Origin of the sequence: Nisaea sediminum, from assembly GCF_014904705.1 — a bacterium.
Lineage (GTDB): Bacteria > Pseudomonadota > Alphaproteobacteria > Thalassobaculales > Thalassobaculaceae > Nisaea > Nisaea sediminum.
Window position 1 is genome coordinate 289,943 of the sequence record NZ_JACZCQ010000002.1, and the last position, 17,941, is coordinate 307,883.

The window sequence follows — 17,941 nt, forward strand, 5'->3', positions numbered from 1 at the left end:
TTGCGGAATGCATCTAAATCGGGCGATTACGGATCCACGAGTATCCTCCCAGCAATTAAGAAATATTTAAGTTAATTCGCTTTTTCTCCTGAATTTCTTACGGAAAATCACCTTTGGCACATTGATGCGGCAGAGCTTTCACGATCGGGCAAAGCTGTAACCTCTTTCCCGACACCCAACAGCATCGGTTACCGACGGAACGGATCGATCACAAAGGAGAGCTGTTCAGATTCCGGCGATGTCCGGGGCCGCAAAGTTCCAAGGCAAGCTTGTCGCTACCACCTGATCGGAACTTCCGGATCGTTCCGCCGCGTGCGGTCGTCAAACGCAACAAACGGGCAATCCGGAAGCAGTTGAGCAAGATCCTGATCCACATCGACACGCAAATGGGCCGACAAGACCTGATCCAGACCTTCTCCGTTCGAGAGAGGCAGATCCAGGCCGATCACCTTGATATGCGATCTGCCGTATTCCGTCAGGCTACCGCCGGCGAAACCGAAAAAGGGCCTGCGCGACATCTCCGCGAAATACCCGCGTTCGACCGACCAGGCATCCGGGTCGCTCGATTGGGTTCCCAGCGTCTGGCCGGTGTAGTCCACGCGCCACCACTCGCAAAGCGTGCTTCCCCAGAGCGTAAATCTCAGGTCGAAAGGATCATGCTCGATCTTCGCGATGAATATCCGCCCCATCCAATCGGAGAACTCTTCCGCCTTGAAATCACTGCGACGAGGCAAGCCGCCATTCGGCCTCCGCCGGCTCTGCCACAGGGTGACCAAGCTGGCGAACGGCCCGAAACGATCGGCCGTCGTGTCGATCGGGCACATCCAATACCCCCAGTCGAACGCGACAGCGGGAGCCGCATTCACCGGAGGACGCAGAGAGGCGGCACTTGATCGGAATGTTCTCGAGTCGGCCATCAAGGCTTTCACGGTAAAAGACATACAGCATAAATAAATTATCAGTTTAGCCCGCCGCGATGCGAATTATCTTTTCGCACCACACTTCATAGACGGACTGAACGCAGTAAAACAGCCGCACTGTCTGCACTTAAGTCAATGCTACGGCGTAGCAATGCTCCTCTGTCACGAAGTGACTCGTGCGCAACTCGACAGTGCGGTTCGAGAGATCCGTGGCCGTTCGGTCCACCCGGAGCAACGGTTGTCCGGCGGCGACTCGCAGTCGTGCACAAACCTCCGGTTTTCCGGATACAGCCCTGATCCGCTCATTCGCCTGAACGATGGCGATGGAATAAGCATGCTGATAGAGCACGTAGAGCGTGTTTGGCAGCGGCGACCGTTCGGACAGGCCGGGAAAAAGGGCTGCCGGTACGACTGAGACTTCGTGGACCAGGCGGCTGCCGTCGACCGAGCGAACACGCTCGATTTCGAACACATGATCCGGCTTGCCGAAAAGCGCCTCTCTCTCGTCCCTCAGCGAACGCCGGCGCCGCACGTTCTCCTCTTCGAGAGCTGGTGCCGCGTGACTGCCGTCAGGATTACGCAGGCGAAAGAAGTGAAAGAGCGCGCTCTCGGGCGTCCGCGCGGTCACGAAGGTCCCGACACCCTGGCGCCGGCGCACAATACCCCTGCGCTCCAGATCCATCAGGGCCTTGCGCGCCGTGCCCTGGCTGACGCCGAGCTCGGCGCCGAGATCTCCCTCACTTGGCAGCATCGCGCCAGGCGCGAGATCGCCCGACGCGATCCGGTCGATCAGGGTCTCGATCACATATTTGTAGAGAGGCGCTGACAGGATCGTCTCCTTAGATGCCGCTTGCTCCGTTCATTATTGCCTTCTTAGCAAGAGTTGCGACCCAAGTCTTGTATAAGAGTTCAGGTACAGGTATTCACGCTCATAACAAGCTTCACGAAACCGGGAGGAACAGGGAAATGAGCAACATTCCCCAGCTGCTGGTCCATCATCCGGACGACAATGTCGGCGTCGTCGTGGTCGAGGGCCTGAAAGCGGGCACGGAGATGCTCTGTGTCATCACGCATGACAATTCGGATTTTCGGCTGACCGCGAAGGCGGACATTCCGATCGGCCATAAGGTCGCGCTCAAGGATCTGGCGGCCGGAGATACGGTCATCAAGTACGGCGAGGACATCGGCAAGATGGTCGGCAATGCGGGCACCGGTGAGCACGTCCATACCCACAACCTGAAAACCAAGAGGTGGTAGAGATGGCCGACCTAGCGAACACATCCGTGAATGCCTGGCGCCGCGAGAACGGCCGCGTCGGCGTCCGCAACCACGTCCTGATCCTTCCCGTCGACGACATTTCCAACGCCGCCTGCGAAGCGGTGGCGAACAACGTCAAGGGCACCATGGCGATCCCGCATGCCTATGGCCGCCTGCAGTTCGGCGAGGATCTCGATCTGCATTTCCGCACCATCATCGGAACCGGGGCGAACCCGAACGTCGCCGCCGTCGTGGTGATCGGCATCGAACCGGAGTGGACCCAGGTGATCGTCGACGGCATCGCCAAGACTGGCAAACCGGTCGAGGGCTTCTCCATCGAGCAGAAAGGCGATTTCGAGACCATCCGCCAAGCCTCTTGGAAGGCCAAGGAATTCGTCCACTGGGCGACCGAATTGCAGAAGGAACCGGTGCCCCTCACCGACCTCTGGGTCTCGACCAAATGCGGCGAGAGCGACACCACGACCGGTCTCTCCTCCTGCCCTACCGTCGGCAACATGTACGACAAGCTGCTGCCGCACGGGCTCTACGGCTGCTTCGGCGAGACCTCGGAAATCACCGGGGCCGAGCATATCTGCGCCAAGCGCGGGGCGACGCCGGAGGCGGGCGAGAAATTCATGAAGCTCTTCCAAGCCTATCAGGACGAGGTGATCGAGCCCTACAAGACGACCGACCTTTCCGACAGCCAACCGACCAAAGGAAATATTCTCGGTGGCCTGACAACGATCGAGGAAAAGGCGATGGGTAACCTCGAGAAGATCGGCCGAACCTCGACCTATATCGATGCCATTGGTCCCGCCGAGACCCCGGAAAAGGGTCCGGGCCTCTATTTCATGGACAGTTCCTCGGCAGCGGCGGAATGCGTCACCCTGATGGCGGCGGGCGGCTTCGTGATCCACACCTTCCCGACCGGCCAGGGCAACGTGATCGGCAATCCGATCGTTCCGGTGATCAAGATCTCCGGTAACCCCCGGACGCTCCGCACCATGTCGGAGCATATCGACGTGGACGTGACCGGCGTGCTGACGCGGGAGATGACCATCGACGAGGCCGGCGACTCCCTGATCGACATGATCATCCGCACCGCGAACGGCCGGCACACGGCGGCGGAAGCGCTCGGCCACCGGGAATTCTCGATGACCAAGCTTTATCGCTCGGCCTAACCAGACTCCAATGTCACAGCCTCTCCGCCGCCGATCTTACTGGCGGCGGATCAGGTTCCGGTCACGATGAGAATCAGATAAGTCCCCATTCGAGCGATCCGGGTGCAATACCGACCAGAAATACCGACGAGCCATTGGCATAGCTAACGAGCGTTCCGGCGTCCGTTCCAGCCAGGGACCCCGTTTGGTCGGAGAGACTGTCTCCTTCTGCTTGATCGAAGCCGAAGACAGTATCTGCGCCGGAACCGACGACGAAATGGTCCGCGCCCGAGCCTCCCAAGAGGATATCGTTTCCGTTTCCACCATCCAGAAGATCGGCGCCTCTGTTACCGAAAAGCACATCGGCACCTTCGCCTCCCGAGAGGACATCGTCCTCCTGCCCGCCGTAGAGCGTATCCGCGCCATCGTCACCGACCACGAGGTCGTTGGCCTTGTTGCCATACAGGACGTCGCTTCCGCTTCCTCCGGAAACGGTATCGGCGTCTTGACCGCCGAAAAGAATATCGTCACCGGCACGCCCGGAGAGCACGTCCGCACCCTGATTTCCGTAGATCAGATCCGCGCCGCGGTTGCCGAAAATCGTTTGCGCACCGGTCCCTCCGAGTTGAAGCGAAAACCCGGTATCGGGAGCAGCACCGCCGAACAGAAAGTCGGTCACTTCCAAGTCCTTGTAGGTCGGCAAGTCGTGCGCACGACTGATTGTCGGGACCATGACGCTGTAGGAATTCTGGTGAGCAAGGCCGATCGAATGCCCCACCTCGTGGATCGCAAGCACGGTCAGGTCGCGGTCTGAAATACGGTCAATGTCTGCCGTATCGATCACGATGTTCCCGCCGCGATAGGCGAAAGCGAGATAATTGCCCGTACCGTCGAGAGGGGAAATATTGAACGTGAATGAATTTTCGGGATTCGTTCCGTATTGCCCGAAATCCACATTCGTCAGCTCTTCCCAGACATCCATGGCATTCAGGACCGCCTCCAGCGCACGGCCACTGAAAGTCGTGAGGAATTCGAAGCCGACCGTGAAAACACCGTCTCCGTCCGTATCGACGAGGAGATCCTGGTTCGGGCTTATTCCCGGATGCGCAACCATATTTTTCTCCGCCCTGAAGCGTAATAATTCAGAGAATACACTATTAAAAATTGCATCTCGATCATCGCAATTATTTTATGTGTTATGCAACAGTCTCGAGCGTGTCGCCCCACCCCGAACATTTGTGCAATTGAGCGAACACGGCATCAGATCATTGAACCAACGGTGATTGATCGCCGAACGGCCGGCGCGCGATGATGCCGCCCGGGAGGAACGCTAATGACCAAAAAAAGTACGGCACATGAGACGGACGCGCTGTATCCGACGGAGAGATTCGACGCGCTGATCATCGGCGCCGGCTTCACCGGGCTATACCAATTGCACAGCTTGCGCGACCGGCTCGGCATGAAGGCCTTGGTGCTGGAGGCGGCGGACGGCGTCGGCGGCACCTGGTACTGGAACCGTTATCCGGGCGCACGCTGCGACAGCGAGAGCCATTCCTACTGCTACTACTTCTCCAAGGAGCTGTTGGAGGAATGGCAATGGTCCGAGCGCTATCCGGGCCAGGAGGAAATCCGCCACTATCTGAACCACGTCGCCGACCGTTTCGACCTGCGCAAGGACATCCGGCTTTCGGACCGCGTTATCTCCGCCCGTTTCGACGATGCCGCCACGCTCTGGCATGTCGAGACCGAGTCCGGGAAACGCTATGCCGCGCCCTTCCTGATCACAGGCGTCGGCTGCCTCTCCTCCGCCAACCTGCCCGACATTCCGGGCCTTAAGGATTTCAAGGGCGACTGGTATCACACAGGTGAATGGCCGCATGAGGGTGTCGATTTCCGCGGCAAACGGGTCGGACAGATCGGCACCGGCTCGACCGGCATCCAGGCGGCTCCGGTCATCGCCGAGACGGCGGAACATCTGACCGTCTTCCAACGCACCGCGAATTACAGCATCCCGGCGCGCAATGCGCCGCTGACCGACGAGTTCAAGCGTTACCTGAGAGAACACCGGAACGAGATCCACGAGACCATGGTCTCAACCCCGAACGGCCATCCCTTCCGCATCGAGGAGCGGCTGACGGCCAGCGTCTCGGAAGAGGAACGTCAGGCGATCTACGAAGAGGCATGGCAAAAGGGCGGACTGCGCTTTCGCGCCGTCTTCAAGGACATGCTGGTCGACAAGGCGGCGAACGACACCGCCTCCGATTTCATAAAGGCGAAGATCCGGGAAATCGTGAAAGACCCAAAGACGGCGGACCTGCTGAGCAATCTCGACCATCCGTTCGGCACCAAGCGCCCGCCGGTCGATACAGACTATTTCGAGACCTTCAACCGCGACAATGTCACCCTCGTCGACATCAAGTCGGACCCGATCAAACGGATCACAGAAACCGGGATCGAGACCGAAAATGGACAATGCGATCTCGACATCATCGTCTTCGCGACCGGGTTCGACGCCATTACCGGTCCCCTCCTCCGCCTGAACATCACGGGCAAGAACGGCCTTGCCCTGAAAGATGCCTGGGTGGCCGGGCCGAAGACCTATCTCGGCCTGCAGATCGCCGGGTTCCCGAACCTCTTCACTGTGACCGGCCCTGGCAGCCCCTCGGTGCTGACCAACATGCCGGTCTCGATCGAGCAACATGTCGACTGGATCACCGACTGCATTGCCCGTATGCGCGAGGAGGGAAAAACCCGGATCGAGGCGACCGAACAGGCCGCCGAGGACTGGGTGATGGAGACCAACCGGGCGGCCGACGCGACCTTGCTCCCGCTTGCGAACAGTTCCTGGTATCTTGGCGCCAACGTCCCCGGAAAGCCGCGGGTCTTCATGCCTTATGCAGGCGGGTTGCAGCATTACCGCGCACGCTGCGACGCGGTTGCGGAGGCCGGTTACGAGGGGTTTGTCCTGAGCTGAGTTCGCCTAGATATTGCCGCCATCGACCCTGAATTCCTGTGCCGTACAGCCGCGCGAGGCGTTCGAGGCGAGAAACAGCACCATCTCGGCCACGTCGTCCTCCTGCATTGCCCGCTTCAGGCACTGGCGCTCGATGACGCCCTTCTTCGTCTCCGGGTCGATCCAGTCCCTGAGCTGGCGCGGCGTCAGGATCGCGCCTGGAACGATGGAATTGACCCGCACCCCGGCCTCGCCGAAATCCCGGGCGAGCGACCGGGTAAGACCGAAGGCTCCGGCCTTGCAGGCGTTGTAGACCGAGAGATTGCGCACACCCTGCCCCGGCGCGATGGATCCGAAATTGATGATCGAGCCGGTGCCGCTCGGCGCCATCAGCCTGTAAGCGGTCTGCGCCGCGAAGAACTGGTGCTTCAGATTGATCGCGACCAGATCGTCCCAGTCCTTCTCTGTCACCTCTTCCGCCGGAACGCGGTGATCGCGCGCCGCATTGTTCACCAGCGCATAGAGCGAGCCCGTGACCTCGGAGGCGCGCTCTATCGCGTCCTTGAGAGCCGCCGTATCCGTCACGTCGCAACGATGGAAAAACGGCGATGTCCCGGTTTTCTCGCCGACACTGGCCGTCAGGGCCTCAGCGGACGCCTCGTCGATATCGACGAAATAGGTGTGCGCCCCCTGCCAGCAGAAGGCTTCGACGATCGCCGCGCCTATACCCGTCGCACCGCCGCTGACGAACACCGCCTGTCCCTTCAGATCGGGGTAGCGCGTCGCATATGCCGCCATCTTTCCTGCTCCTCCCGCTGTCCTCGCTGAAAACATTGACGGCCAGATCGGCTTGCGGCAACATATTTTTTAATCATAAAAATAAATCAATCGGCGAATAATGCCGCATTCCTTGAGGGAGGAAAACATGAGGGTAAATCTCACGAAATTGCTTGCCGCCGGAGCCCTCGCGCTCGGTGGACTTGCCGCAGCGCCGCAGCCCGCGACGGCCGCGGACACGATTGTCGGCGTCAGCTGGTCGAATTTTCAGGAAGAGCGTTGGAAGACCGACGAGGCCGCGATCAAGGCCGCGCTCGAAAAGGCCGGCGTCGAATATATCAGCGCCGACGCGCAGAGCTCGACGGCCAAGCAGCTCTCCGACGTGGAGAGCCTGATCGCCCGCGGCGCCAAGGCACTCATCATCCTGGCGCAGGACGCCTCCGCCATCACTCCGGCCGTGAACAAGGCCGCAGCCGAGGGCATTCCCGTTGTCGGCTACGACCGGCTGATCGAGCACCCGGACGCCTTTTACATCACCTTCGACAATGTCGAGGTCGGACGCATGCAGGCGCGCGAGGTTTATGCCGCCCAGCCGAAGGGCAATTACGTCTTCATCAAAGGCAGCCCGCAGGATCCGAACGCGGACTTCCTGCATGACGGCCAGCTCGAGGTCCTGAAGGCAGCGATCGACAAGGGCGACATCAAGGTCGTCGGCGAGCAGTACACCGACGGCTGGCTACCCGCGAACGCCCAGCGCAACATGGAACAGATCCTGACCGCCAACGACAACAAGGTCGACGCCGTTGTGGCCTCGAACGACGGTACCGCCGGCGGTGTGGTCGCCGCCCTGACCGCACAAGGGATGGAAGGCCTCCCGGTCTCCGGCCAGGATGGCGATCATGCGGCACTCAACCGGGTCGCCCTCGGCATCCAGACCGTCTCGGTCTGGAAGGATGCGCGCGATCTCGGCAAACGCGCGGCGGAAATCGCCGTCGAACTGGCGAAAGGCACCGACAACAAGAAAGTCTCCGGTGCCCAGCAATGGAAAAGCCCGAGCGGGCAGATGCTGAGCTCGGTCTTTCTTGCGCCGGTGCCGATCACAAGGGACAAGCTCGACGTCGTGATCGATGCCGGCTGGGTTTCCAAGGACGTGGTCTGCAAAGGCGTGAAGAGCGGCACGGTCGCAGCCTGCGACTGACGCCGAAGCTCCGTCCCACTGACCGGCACCAACTGGTGCCGGTCTTTTCTTAGCTGCCGAGTGCCTGACGCATGAGCGACCGGACATCCCCCCTTCCCGAACCCTCACACCAGAGCGCGGCTCCAGCCGCAGCCCCGTCGCGCGGACTTGCGGGTCTCGTCCGGACTATGGAGCTCGACTTGCGTCTGCTCGGTATGGTCGGAGCATTGCTCGCGATCTGGGTGCTGCTGGACCTGATGACCGAGGGGCGCTTCATCACCCCGCGCAATCTCTTCAACCTCTCGGTCCAGACGGCCTCGGTCGCCGTCATGGCGACCGGCATGGTTTTCATCATCGTCACGCGGCATATCGACCTTTCGGTCGGCTCCGTCCTCGGTGTCATCGCCATGGTGATGGGCGTCGTGCAGACCGAGATCCTGCCGGAATATCTCGGCTTCAACCATCCCGCCAACTGGGTCCTGACCATCGCTGTCGGGCTCCTGCTCGGACTTCTGATCGGCAGCCTGCAGGGCTGGGTCATCGGTTATCTCGGCGTGCCCGCTTTCATCGTCACGCTGGGCGGCCTGCTGGTCTGGCGCGGCGCCGCCTGGTGGGTCACGACCGGACGCACCGTCGCTCCGCTGGACGAAACCTTCGTGATTTTCGGTGGCGGCATCGCCGGGACACTGGGCGAGGCCGGCTCCTGGCTCTTCGGCATCGTGATGACGGCTTTCGTTCTCTACGGCATCCTGAACGGGCGCCGGCGGCGCAAGCTGTTCGACTTCCCGCTGAAACCTCTCTGGGCCGACTGGCTGAATATCGGCGTGCTGACCGTCGCCATCACCTCCTTCGTCGCGGCGATGAACGCCTACCCCATCCCCGCGCGGGCCGCGCGACGACTGGCGGAGGCGAAAGGCCTGGAGGTTCCCGAGGGCGGTATTGAGATGGTGCACGGCATCGCCGTTCCGGTCGTCATCGTCGCCATCGTCGCCGTTGTCATGACCATCATCGCACGGCGCACGAAATTCGGCCGTTACGTCTTCGCTATGGGCGGCAACCTGCAGGCGGCCGAGCTCTCCGGGATCGATGTCCGGCGCATGACGCTCTACATCTTCACGCTGATGGGCGGCCTCTGCGCGCTCTCCGCCGTGATCGCGTCAGCCCGCCTGCAATCGGCGGCGAACGATCTCGGCACGCTCGACGAACTCCGGGTCATCGCCGCCGCGGTGATTGGCGGCACGTCGCTTGCCGGAGGCGTCGGCACGATCTACGGCGCCATCCTCGGTGCCCTCGTGATGCAGAGCCTGCAGAGCGGCATGGCTCTGATCGGCGTGAACACCTCGCTGCAATCCATCGTCATTGGCCTCGTGCTGGTCCTTGCCGTCTGGGTCGACCAAGTCTATCGCCGGCGGATCGGGGAGTAAGCGTCATGAAGACAGACACACGGACGCCGCTCGTCGAGATGCACGATATCCATGTTTCCTTCGGTGGCATCAAGGCTGTCGACGGGGTGACCTGCGATCTCTATCCGGGCGAAGTCGTCGGTTTGCTGGGCCACAACGGCGCCGGAAAATCGACCCTGATCAAGGTGCTCTCCGGAGCTAACCCGAAAGACAGCGGCGACATCCTGATCGATGGCGAGACCGCGACGATACGCAATGCGAGGGACGCCCGGCGCCACAATATCGAGACCATCTACCAGACACTCGCCCTCGCCGATAACCTCGACGCCGCCGCGAACCTTTTCCTAGGTCGCGAACTGCTGACACCCTCGGGCATGCTCGACGAGGTTCGCATGGAGGCCGAGACCAGGGAGATCATGGGGCGGCTCAATCCGAACTTCCGCAAGTTCGCATCCCCGGTGAAGGCGCTTTCCGGCGGCCAACGCCAATCGGTTGCGATCGCCCGAGCCGTCTATTTCGACGCCCGCGTGCTCATTATGGACGAGCCGACGGCGGCGCTCGGCGTCCAGGAGACACAAATGGTCTCCGAGCTGATCAAGCAGCTCAAGGCAGAAGGGATCGGGATCTTCCTGATCAGCCACGACATCCATGACGTCTTCGATCTTTCCGACCGGCTGACCGTGATGAAGAATGGCCGTCTGGTCGGGACCGTCCGTACGGAAGAGGTTTCAAAAGACGATGTGCTTGGCATGATCATTCTCGGGAAGATGCCCGACCACCTGCAGGAGCGCGCCCTTGCCTGACACCGTCCGAGCCCGCCTGCTCCTCGATTGCCGGAATATCCTCGCCGAAGGCATCCAGTGGCACGCGGAGCAGAAGAAGCTCTACTGGACGGACATTCATGGCCGCGCGCTCTGGAGCTGCAATGCCGACGGCGGTGAAGCCGAAAAGGTCGCTTTTCCGAAACGCATCGGAAGCTTCGCGTTCACGGAACAGGACACACTCCTCCTCGCCCATGAGGATGGTCTGGCGCATTTCGACCCAGCCGCGGGGAAATTGACCGAGATCCTCCGGACCGAGCCGGATCTTCCAAGCACACGGCTCAATGACGGTCGCTGCGACAGGGACGGAAGGTTCATTTACGGCGGCCTCGACGAGGAGAGCCTGCGGCCGCTTTCGGCTGTCTATTCCTATAACGGCGGCAAGACTGCCAACCGCCTGGTCGCCGATGTCGGCTGCACCAACAGCCTTTGCTTCTCTCCCGGCGGCGAGATCATGTATTTCGCGGATTCCTCAGGCCGAAAGATCTTCCGCTATGGCTATGACCGGGAAACCGGAACGCTCTCCGGGCGGGAAGTGTTCGCTGAACTGGATGGCACCGAAGGCGCGCCCGACGGCTCCTGCGTCGATGCGGAGGGTGCAGTCTGGAATGCCCAGTTCGAGGGAGGATGCGTGCAGCGTTTCCTCGCCAACGGCACGCGCGATGTCAGAGTGCAGGTTCCTGTCAGTCAGGTGACCCTCGCCTGCTTTGGCGGCGCGAACCTGAATCGCCTGTATATCGCGACCGCGCGGGAAGGCTTCTCTGCGGAACGCGAGCGAATGCAACCCACGGCCGGCGGCATTTACGTCGCCGATCTCGACGGCATCAGGGGACTTCCGGAAGAACGCTTCCGGGGCTCCCTTCCTCTCTAAAAAGATGGATCAAGCGAACAAGAGGCTCGGTCGGCATATTCCGGACCCGGCGCGTGCAAAGAACCGGAAGGCGGTCGTGGACTGTCTCCGCCGGCGCGGTGCCGCGGCGCGGATCGAACTCGCCGAACATATCGGCATCAGTCCCGCAACAGTCACCATCATCACCTCCGAACTGCTTGAGGACGGCGTCATCCGCGAGGAACAGGGCGCCCCGGACCGCGACGAGTCCGCACGAGGCCGCCCGCGGACCCGTCTCGAACTGAACCCTGAGGCCGGTTTCGCGGTCGGCATCAAGATCTCGATGCACCAGGCGTCGGTGTCGCTGACCGATCTCTCGGGCGACATCCTCGGAGCCGAGACGATCCCCGTCCGGGCGAACCGCGACGCCCCGGAATGGATCGCCGACATCTGCATGCAACAGGTCAGCAAGATCGTCGGAGAGTCCGGAATTGACCCGGATCTGGTGCTCGGGCTCGGCATCGGCGTCCCCGGCTATGTCGAATACCCCTCCGGCCTCGTCCGCTGGGCACCGGTCTTCTCCGGCCGGGACGTTCCGTTCCGGGAGATCGTCGAGGAACGTACCGGCTTCCGGACCTTCATCGACAACGACGCGAACATGACCGCGCTGGCGGAGAAATGGTTCGGCGTCGGCCGCACCTTTCCCACCTTCCTCGTCGTCACCGTGGAGCACGGCGTCGGCATGGGGCTGGTGATCAACGAGAGGCTCTATCGCGGCTCCCGCGGCTTCGGCGCGGAGTTCGGTCATACCAAGATCGTTGTTGGCGGCGCACTTTGCCGTTGCGGCCAGCGCGGCTGCATCGAGGCCTACGCCTCCGACTATGCGATCGCGCGCGAGGCCAACATCCTCGGCCCATCGGTCGCGACGGACGATCCGATCGCGCTCGAGGCGCGGATGCGCGATCTCATCCAGCAGGCGGATGCCGGGGATCCCGCGGTTACCTCCGTCTTCGAACGCGCGGGAAGCATGCTCGGCACAGGCATCGCCAATCTTGTGGACATTCTGGATCCGCCGGTCGTGGTGCTTTCCGGCGCCCGCGCACACTCCGCGAAGGCGTTTTACGCCGCCCTGCGCAAGGCGCTTGAGGAAAACATTCTCCCGGGCACGGACACTTCGATCGATCTCCGGATCGATTCCGGTGGAGACGAGGTTTGGGCGCGCGGCGCCGCGGCGCTCGTGCTGGAGGAAACCCTGATCTGATTCAGGCCGGAGAAACCGCTCCCCGCGCGGGGTCGAGTGCATAGACCAGTTGGCGCAGGTCGTCGAGCAATGCCTGCCGGTCCGTCCCTCCGCCGAGCTCCTCCGCCCCGACCGGTGCACCGATATGCGCCCGCACCTCGTCACCGATCCGGCGCACCACCTCACTCATCAGCAAAGCCTCGCGCAATGCCTCGCTGAAACGGCTGACGAAGTGGAAAAGAAGCCGGTTCTGTCCCTCGAAAAAGATCGGCACAACCCTCGCCCCGGAATGGGCTATCAGCTTGCCGGCAAAGAGCTTCCAGGGGGCATCGGTCGCCCGACCGAAAACGCTATCCGCCGTGGAAACGCGTCCGGCCGGAAAGATCACCAGCGCCCCGCCATCCTTCAGATGGCCGAGCGCCGCTCGCTTCGATTCGACATTGCTCCTTAGCGCGCTGGAGGCGCCATCGAATTCGATCGGAATCAGGAACGGCCGGAGCGGTTCGGCGCGCCCGAGAGCCGCGTGGGCCATCAGCTTGAAGTCCGGCCTTACCTGCGACGTGATATGGCCCACCGCGATGCCATCCAGGACGCCGAATGGATGATTGGCGACGATGATCAGGGGACCCTCGGCGGGAATCGCCTTCAGGCGGGATTCGTCGAAGCGGACGGAGAGCCTCAGATACTCGACGGCAGATTGCCAGAAATCGCCGCTCCCGAGATATTTGCTGCAGTAATCGTCGTACATTCGCTGCAGGCGCGGTTGACCCGTCAGCAGTTCGATACACCGAATCAGAATCTGGCGTCCGAATGCATCGTCCGGATTGCAATACGAGACGACCGGCCTTCTCGATTCGAACTCCCGCCGGAGCCGGTTCCATCCGAGGTTCACTTCCATTTTCCCGCTGCTCTCCGCATGCCAAATGACGAACGCTAGCGACGACACGTGACAGCCTGATGACCGAATGATTGCAGAGAGGCGACGGCACGCACCCGGCAAGTCGCCCTGAAAGCGGGTTGATCCGGCGCTCCGTTTCGTATGACCATTGGCGCTGTCATCCATCGGCAGCGACGGACTCCGGTCGCGGGCCAAACCAGCAAAGAGAGGCGCTTGCCGAAAGGCAGAGACTTTGAAATGGTGGACGCTCAGTTCGACGGAAACCGGAATACTCTGACCGTTTCGCCGCCGGCGCGCAGCTCGAAGCAAGACGACATCCTGAAGGTCAGCCTCCTCGGCGGCTTCGCGATCGCGGCGCCCGGCTGCGAAGCTAACCTGCCCAGCCGGAAAGCCCAGGCCATTCTCGCGTACCTCATGCTGGTCCCGGCCCACAGCGAGACCAGGGAGAGGATCGCCGGCCTGCTCTGGAGCAGCGCGCCGGAAGAACAGGCTCGGGCATCCCTCAGGCAGGCGCTGAGGCGCCTCAATCAGTACTTCGAGAAAGTCGGACACAGTGCGATCGAGGTAACGCGGAACGAGATCCGCCTGCGCACCGACGCGTTTATCAGCGATCTCTGGACCATCCTCGACCAGGACGCGAAGGCGCCCGTCCACCCGATCCTGCTGCAACGCAGCGACATCTCCTCCTCTCTCCTTCTCGGGTTCGAGGATCTAGACCCGGCTTTCGGATCCTGGATCACAGTGCAAAGGCAGATCCTGCACGACCGGCTGGTCGTCAGTCTCGAGGCCCGCATCAGCGATCACACTCGCTCCGACGAACCGCACGCCGAACGGATCTCGAAAAACGCGGCGCTCGCGCTCTCCAACCTGGATCCGACGCACGAAGGCGCCTGCCGCGAACTCATGCTGCAACATGTTCGCACCGGGGACATCGCGTCCGCCCTGAAACGCTACAACAGGCTCTGGTCCCTGCTCGAGGCCGATTACGACATGGAGCCATCGGACGAGACCAAGGCCCTTGTAGCGCTGATAAAATCAGGCACGGCTCCGGATGCCACAGCCCAGAACGGCAATGATGCTATCGTGAGAGCAGCGCGGAATGCGGTCGGCGCGCCGCGCCTTGTCGTCGGTACATTTTCCGATGCAGGGCTCCCCGAGCCGCTCAGGTTCATGGCTCGCGCCTTTCGTCATCAATTCATGTCGAGCCTGCTGAAATTCAGGGAATGGCTGGTGATCGACGGAGAACGCACGGAATCCGTGAAGGGTCTCGTTGCTCTGGATCCGAGCTACCGGGTCGAGGCGGACGCCTTCGTGAAGGAAGCGGTCCTGCATGTTCTGGTCTCGGTGCGTGACACCGCCTCCGATACGATTCTCTGGAGCGAGGAAAGTCCCGCCAGTCTGGAAACCTGGCCGCGTTCCCTGAAGCAGCTGGTGCAAAAACTGGCTGTTGCCGTCAATGTGCACCTGTCGCTCGGCCGATCCGGACTTTCCGCAAGCGATGCCCCGGTCTCTCCGTCGATTCATGACCGCTGGCTTTTGGGACGCGGCCTCATGCGCCGCTGGACGCCGGCTTCCTGGTCCCAGGCGACCGATACCTTCGATGCGATTGTCGTCGACGCTCCGGACTTCGCGCCGGGCCTCTCCAGCCGCTCCCTGTCTTCAAGCATGAAGGGGTTCGTCTGCCCGGGATATCAGACCGATGTGGAAACAGAGGAAGAAGCGCTGGAGTTCGCGCAACGGTCGATTGAGGCCGGGCCGCGCGATACCAAGAGCTACCATGCCTCCGGATGGGCAAATCTCCAGGTCGGCGCGTTCGAACGCGCGATCCTTTGTTTCGGGATCGCGGAGAACCTCAACCAGAACGATGTCGGCACCGCAATTTCTTCGGCTCTCGGGCTCGCCTTCTGCGGAGAAACGGCAGAGGCCGTGCGCCGCATCGAGGCTCCGCGGGAAACGGATTCGTCATACCGACCGCTGAACTGGTGCTTCGAAACCGCCTGCCGCTATCTGTGCCGCGACTATCCGGGAACCATCTGGGCGGCCGCGAAGGCCGGGGAAAACAACGTTCTCTACCCGCCGGCCTGGGCGGCGGCCGCGTTCGCCCATCTCGGTAATGGCAAGGCCGCCGAACGGGAGGCGGAGCGCTTCCTCTCGACCGCTCGCGAGAACTGGATCGGCGAAATGCCTCCACTGCCCGGAGACATCGCGCAGTGGTTCCTCTCGGCTTTCCGGTTCCGCAATGCGGAGGATTATTTCCATCTGAAGCACGGTCTTGAGCGCGCCGGCCTCGCGGCGCGATAGGTTCCCGACCCCGGCCTCTCTCTCAGTGCCCCACCCGGTGCTCCAACCGGCTGAGCAGCCGGACGACCGGCCAGAGCATGATCAGATAGGCCGCCGCAGCCATGACGATCGGCGAGGCGTTGTAGGTCACCGAGCGGGCCATGTCGGCGGAATAGAGCAGTTCCTGGAACGAGACCACGCTGGCGATCGAGGTCAGCTTCACGATCTCGATGATGTTGCTGAGCAGGTCCGGCAGCACGTTCCGGGTCGCCTGCGGCAGGATCACGTAGCGCATGGTCTGAAAGCCGGAGAGCCCGGTCGAGCGCGCCGCCTCGAACTGCCCCGCGCCGATGCTGTCGATCCCGGCCCGATAAATTTCCGCGAAGTAGGCTGAGTTGTTCAGCAGAAAGGCGACGCAGACCGCCGTGAAGGGAGAGATCTCAACGCCCGCGAAGGGCAGCCCCGCATAGACGAAGATGAGCAGGACGAGCGGCGGCACCGCGCGGAAGAGATCGATCAGCGCGATCACGGCATAACGGAGCGTCCGGTATTTCGTTCGCGTCGCGAGGGCGACCAGCAGACCGCCGAGCAGCCCGAGCGGAATGACCGCGAGGCAGAGCAGCAGCGTCATTCCCGCACCCCGCAGCATTAGCGGGAAGACTTCCTTCATGATGTCGAGATTGAAGAAATTGTAGATTAGCTCGTCCATTTCAGGCGCGCCTCCACTGGAAGCGGGTCTCGATCCAGCGCCCGACGGCGACGACCGGGATGAAGAGCAGGATGTAGGCGATGGCACCCATCATCAGCGGCGTCGCGCTGCCGGAAAAGGATTGCGCGGTCGAGGCCTGGTTCAGGATCTCCCCCACTCCGATGACGGTACCGAGCGCAGTGTTCTTGGTGATCGCGATGGTCCGGTTGGTCAGCGGCGCGACGGTCATCCGGACGGCCTGGGGGATGACGACATAGATCAGGGTCTGGTTGAAGCCGAGCCCGGTCGAGCGCGCCGCTTCCCACTGCCCCTTGCGGACGGAGAGGATCCCGGCCCAGAAGATCTCCTCCGAGAAGGCCCCGAGCACGAGGGTCAGCACCAGCCAGAGAACGAAAAAGCCGGACAGGGTCAATCCAAGGGTCGGCAGGCCGAAATAGATCAGCAGGATCAGCACCAGCGGCGGCAGCGAGCGCATCAGATCGACGAAGATCACGATCAGCGCAGAGAGAAATGTGTTCCGGTAGCTGCGGAGGACCGCGAGCGCCATGCCGAGCGCGATGCCGCAAAGCACGACGAGCACCGCGATCTCACAGGTGACGATCACGCCTTTTCCGATCGCGCCCGAATATTCCGCGATCAGGTCCGGGCGGAAAAAGGTCTCGACGAACCGCTCCCACATGGTGGCGGGCACCGCTTCGCTCATTGCCCGATCTCCGCCATGAATTCACGGGTGCGCGGATGCTGGGGAGCCTCGAAGATCTCCGCCGGCGTGCCTTGCTCGAGGATCTGCCCGTCGGCCATGAAGATCACCCGGTCGGCCGCCGCCTTTGCGAAACGCATCTCGTGGCTGACCACGACCATGGTCATGCCGGCGTCTCGCAATTGCTGCATCACCTGGAGCACGCTGCCGACGAGTTCGGGATCGAGCGCGCTCGTCGGCTCGTCGAACAGCATGACCGCCGGTTCGAGAGCGAGCGCGCGGGCGATGGCCACACGCTGCTGCTGACCGCCGGAAAGCGCCCCCGGATGGGACTCGGCCTTGTCGGCGAGACCGACGCGCTCCAGCATCTTCTCGGCGATTTCGTTAGCTTCCGCCCGGCTCTTGCCGAGCACCTTGCGCAGCGCCAGCGTGATGTTGTCGCGTGCCGTCAGGTGCGGATAGAGATTGAACTGCTGGAAGACCATCCCGATGCGCCGGCGCATCAGGTTGATGTCGACGCTCCGGTCCATCAGATCCACGCCCTCGAAGATCACGGCGCCGTCGCTCGGCTCCTCGAGACGGTTGAAGCAGCGCAGCAGCGTGCTCTTCCCGGACCCGGACGGACCAATGATGAAGACGAGTTCGCCTCTCTCCAGCGTGAAATCGACGCCTTTCAGCGCCTCGAAATCGCCGAATTTCTTCCAAAGGCCATGGGCCTCAAGGATAGGTGCCATGAACCGGTACTCTGATGGTGTGAATGCAACAGGCCGGCGGGCACAGGGGTCCCCGCGGCCCCGGGCTCCCCCCGCCGGGCGGC

The 17,941-nt window shown here is 62.1% G+C and carries 17 protein-coding genes; 9 read left to right on the forward strand and 8 right to left on the reverse strand.

Features of this window, described 5'->3' with window-relative positions:
- Nucleotides 1–275 precede the first annotated feature (275 nt).
- Nucleotides 276–824 (reverse strand): PAS domain-containing protein, encoded by a 549-nt coding sequence (locus IG122_RS04890; RefSeq protein WP_193181019.1) that lies wholly within the window; start codon nt 822–824, stop codon nt 276–278.
- A 223-nt stretch (nt 825–1,047) separates the two neighbouring features.
- Nucleotides 1,048–1,725 carry a GntR family transcriptional regulator gene (locus IG122_RS04895; protein WP_319024815.1) on the reverse strand — a complete coding sequence of 226 codons (678 nt, stop codon included), beginning with the start codon at nt 1,723–1,725 and terminating at the stop codon, nt 1,048–1,050.
- A 161-nt stretch (nt 1,726–1,886) separates the two neighbouring features.
- Between IG122_RS04895 and IG122_RS04900 the strand changes: the two genes are divergently transcribed.
- Both IG122_RS04900 and IG122_RS04905 read left to right on the forward strand, forming a co-directional pair.
- Complete coding sequence (locus IG122_RS04900; protein WP_193181021.1) at nt 1,887–2,177, forward strand: UxaA family hydrolase; 291 nt, start codon at nt 1,887–1,889, stop codon at nt 2,175–2,177.
- A gap of 2 nt (nt 2,178–2,179) precedes the next feature.
- Entirely contained in the window at nt 2,180–3,358 is a 1,179-nt protein-coding gene (locus IG122_RS04905; protein WP_193181022.1) for a UxaA family hydrolase, read from the forward strand.
- Between the two features lie 73 nt (nt 3,359–3,431).
- Here the strand turns inward: IG122_RS04905 and IG122_RS04910 are convergent, their stop codons facing one another.
- Nucleotides 3,432–4,451, reverse strand: a complete 1,020-nt coding sequence (locus tag IG122_RS04910) for a calcium-binding protein (RefSeq protein WP_193181023.1) — start codon at nt 4,449–4,451, stop codon at nt 3,432–3,434.
- 219 nt (nt 4,452–4,670) lie between these two features.
- Between IG122_RS04910 and IG122_RS04915 the strand changes: the two genes are divergently transcribed.
- Nucleotides 4,671–6,311 (forward strand): flavin-containing monooxygenase, encoded by a 1,641-nt coding sequence (locus IG122_RS04915; RefSeq protein ID WP_193181024.1) that lies wholly within the window; start codon nt 4,671–4,673, stop codon nt 6,309–6,311.
- A 6-nt stretch (nt 6,312–6,317) separates the two neighbouring features.
- Here the strand turns inward: IG122_RS04915 and IG122_RS04920 are convergent, their stop codons facing one another.
- On the reverse strand, nt 6,318–7,088 hold the full coding sequence (locus IG122_RS04920; protein WP_193181025.1) for an SDR family NAD(P)-dependent oxidoreductase: 771 nt from the start codon (nt 7,086–7,088) through the stop codon (nt 6,318–6,320).
- 127 nt (nt 7,089–7,215) lie between these two features.
- Here IG122_RS04920 and xylF point away from each other — a divergent pair, with 127 nt between their 5' ends.
- The 5 genes from xylF (at nt 7,216) to IG122_RS04945 (ending at nt 12,558) form a co-directional block, all read left to right on the forward strand.
- The gene (gene xylF, locus IG122_RS04925) at nt 7,216–8,265 is read left to right on the forward strand and encodes a D-xylose ABC transporter substrate-binding protein (RefSeq protein ID WP_193181026.1); all 1,050 of its coding nucleotides are present in this window, start codon (nt 7,216–7,218) and stop codon (nt 8,263–8,265) included.
- Between the two features lie 71 nt (nt 8,266–8,336).
- Nucleotides 8,337–9,668, forward strand: coding sequence for a sugar ABC transporter permease (locus IG122_RS04930; protein ID WP_193181027.1), 1,332 nt, complete (start codon nt 8,337–8,339; stop codon nt 9,666–9,668).
- A gap of 5 nt (nt 9,669–9,673) precedes the next feature.
- Nucleotides 9,674–10,450 (forward strand): ATP-binding cassette domain-containing protein, encoded by a 777-nt coding sequence (locus tag IG122_RS04935; protein ID WP_193181028.1) that lies wholly within the window; start codon nt 9,674–9,676, stop codon nt 10,448–10,450.
- Complete coding sequence (locus IG122_RS04940) at nt 10,443–11,339, forward strand: SMP-30/gluconolactonase/LRE family protein (protein ID WP_193181030.1); 897 nt, start codon at nt 10,443–10,445, stop codon at nt 11,337–11,339. The genes IG122_RS04935 and IG122_RS04940 overlap by 8 nt, the downstream gene beginning before the upstream one ends.
- Before the next feature lie 4 nt (nt 11,340–11,343).
- On the forward strand, nt 11,344–12,558 hold the full coding sequence (locus IG122_RS04945) for an ROK family transcriptional regulator (protein ID WP_226893330.1): 1,215 nt from the start codon (nt 11,344–11,346) through the stop codon (nt 12,556–12,558).
- Nucleotide 12,559: 1 nt separating this feature from the next.
- Here IG122_RS04945 and IG122_RS04950 read toward each other — a convergent pair whose 3' ends face one another.
- Entirely contained in the window at nt 12,560–13,435 is an 876-nt protein-coding gene (locus IG122_RS04950; RefSeq protein WP_193181032.1) for a lysophospholipid acyltransferase family protein, read from the reverse strand.
- Between the two features lie 237 nt (nt 13,436–13,672).
- Here IG122_RS04950 and IG122_RS04955 point away from each other — a divergent pair, with 237 nt between their 5' ends.
- A complete protein-coding gene (locus IG122_RS04955) occupies nt 13,673–15,736 on the forward strand; it encodes a BTAD domain-containing putative transcriptional regulator (RefSeq protein WP_193181033.1) in 2,064 nt (687 codons plus the stop codon).
- A gap of 22 nt (nt 15,737–15,758) precedes the next feature.
- Here the strand turns inward: IG122_RS04955 and IG122_RS04960 are convergent, their stop codons facing one another.
- The 3 genes from IG122_RS04960 to IG122_RS04970 are packed head-to-tail and all read right to left on the reverse strand — an operon-like array spanning nt 15,759 to nt 17,858.
- The gene (locus IG122_RS04960) at nt 15,759–16,424 is read right to left on the reverse strand and encodes an amino acid ABC transporter permease (protein WP_193181034.1); all 666 of its coding nucleotides are present in this window, start codon (nt 16,422–16,424) and stop codon (nt 15,759–15,761) included.
- Nucleotide 16,425: 1 nt separating this feature from the next.
- Nucleotides 16,426–17,127, reverse strand: coding sequence for an amino acid ABC transporter permease (locus IG122_RS04965; protein ID WP_226893331.1), 702 nt, complete (start codon nt 17,125–17,127; stop codon nt 16,426–16,428).
- Complete coding sequence (locus IG122_RS04970) at nt 17,124–17,858, reverse strand: amino acid ABC transporter ATP-binding protein (RefSeq protein ID WP_226893332.1); 735 nt, start codon at nt 17,856–17,858, stop codon at nt 17,124–17,126. Before IG122_RS04970 ends, IG122_RS04965 begins: the two co-directional genes overlap by 4 nt.
- Between the last annotated feature and the right edge of the window lie 83 nt (nt 17,859–17,941).

Coding starts and splice junctions, on each gene's coding strand:
- IG122_RS04950 (WP_193181032.1), bottom strand. CDS start 13,435: ATGGAAGTGAACCTCGGATGGAACCGGCTCCGGCGGGAGTTCGAATCG.
- xylF (WP_193181026.1), top strand. CDS start 7,216: ATGAGGGTAAATCTCACGAAATTGCTTGCCGCCGGAGCCCTCGCGCTC.
- IG122_RS04955 (WP_193181033.1), top strand. CDS start 13,673: ATGGTGGACGCTCAGTTCGACGGAAACCGGAATACTCTGACCGTTTCG.
- IG122_RS04970 (WP_226893332.1), bottom strand. CDS start 17,858: ATGGCACCTATCCTTGAGGCCCATGGCCTTTGGAAGAAATTCGGCGAT.
- IG122_RS04960 (WP_193181034.1), bottom strand. CDS start 16,424: ATGGACGAGCTAATCTACAATTTCTTCAATCTCGACATCATGAAGGAA.
- IG122_RS04915 (WP_193181024.1), top strand. CDS start 4,671: ATGACCAAAAAAAGTACGGCACATGAGACGGACGCGCTGTATCCGACG.
- IG122_RS04905 (WP_193181022.1), top strand. CDS start 2,180: ATGGCCGACCTAGCGAACACATCCGTGAATGCCTGGCGCCGCGAGAAC.
- IG122_RS04945 (WP_226893330.1), top strand. CDS start 11,344: ATGGATCAAGCGAACAAGAGGCTCGGTCGGCATATTCCGGACCCGGCG.
- IG122_RS04900 (WP_193181021.1), top strand. CDS start 1,887: ATGAGCAACATTCCCCAGCTGCTGGTCCATCATCCGGACGACAATGTC.
- IG122_RS04930 (WP_193181027.1), top strand. CDS start 8,337: ATGAGCGACCGGACATCCCCCCTTCCCGAACCCTCACACCAGAGCGCG.
- IG122_RS04910 (WP_193181023.1), bottom strand. CDS start 4,451: ATGGTTGCGCATCCGGGAATAAGCCCGAACCAGGATCTCCTCGTCGAT.
- IG122_RS04935 (WP_193181028.1), top strand. CDS start 9,674: ATGAAGACAGACACACGGACGCCGCTCGTCGAGATGCACGATATCCAT.
- IG122_RS04920 (WP_193181025.1), bottom strand. CDS start 7,088: ATGGCGGCATATGCGACGCGCTACCCCGATCTGAAGGGACAGGCGGTG.
- IG122_RS04965 (WP_226893331.1), bottom strand. CDS start 17,127: ATGAGCGAAGCGGTGCCCGCCACCATGTGGGAGCGGTTCGTCGAGACC.
- IG122_RS04890 (WP_193181019.1), bottom strand. CDS start 824: ATGTGCCCGATCGACACGACGGCCGATCGTTTCGGGCCGTTCGCCAGC.